Annotated in this window: 2 protein-coding genes; both read left to right on the plus strand. The window is 51.3% G+C overall.

Annotated features, from left to right (window positions below; translation table 11 throughout):
- Nucleotides 1-520 (plus strand): hypothetical protein (locus WMO65_RS26380; RefSeq protein WP_349064910.1); only part of this gene is annotated, 520 nt, incomplete at its 5' end.
- An 11-nt stretch (nucleotides 521-531) separates the two neighbouring features.
- Nucleotides 532-803: hypothetical protein (locus WMO65_RS26385; RefSeq protein ID WP_349064912.1), on the plus strand; the 272-nt coding region annotated here is incomplete at its 3' end.

Raw genomic sequence — 803 nt, forward strand, 5'->3', positions numbered from 1 at the left:
GAAAGGCATTACCATGGACCAATATACCCAGGGTGCGGAAATGAGTGCGGAGGACTACATGGCGACCGAAGATCCAAGGCAGAAGGCCAGTGTGGAAGCGGAGCTTCACAGGGCGGAGGCACCAAAAAAAAACTTAAATGAGGATCCGGATTATCTGCGGATGGATGCAAACCCGGCATATGAGAAAGTGATCGTCAATGAATCCCTGGTGGCAGGAATGCAGAGGGAAGGAGCTTTTATCAGCAGGGTCCCGGGGAGCACGGACAGCTACCTGGTATGTAACAACAGGAACGTCTTTGAGAGCAGCATCCCTACGGCAGGCGGAAAAGGAAAGGCCTATATCATGTTCCTGCCGAAAGACGGCCGCAACCTCATCATGGACCGAAATGGGGAGTGGAAGGAAGGGATGAGCACAAAGGAACTGATGAAGCACTATGACCCGGTGGAGCGGGATCACGCAAAGACCGTGACAGACCATCTGGAAAAGACAGCAAAGGCAGTTGAACGGATCAAGAAATGAGGTGTTGAGAAGTGAAGAAAAAACAAGCAGCTATCTTTTCGGGTGTACTTCTGTTCATCATCCTCATAGCAGCATATTATCTGTCCGCTGTCCTTGAAAAGGGCATAGATGTGGCTGCCGTCCTGGAACAGGCAGGGAGAATAAGGGAGGATCCATTTGCAGATTATTGGAACGCGAACACACCGCTCTTCCTTTTACTGGGCGTCGGGGTCGGTATCTGGCTGATCGCGTATATCCTGCAGCTGACTGGGAACTTTATGTTCGGCCGTGAGTATGGATCTGC

This window comes from Blautia caccae, from assembly GCF_040095955.1.
GTDB classification, from domain to species: domain Bacteria; phylum Bacillota; class Clostridia; order Lachnospirales; family Lachnospiraceae; genus Blautia; species Blautia celeris.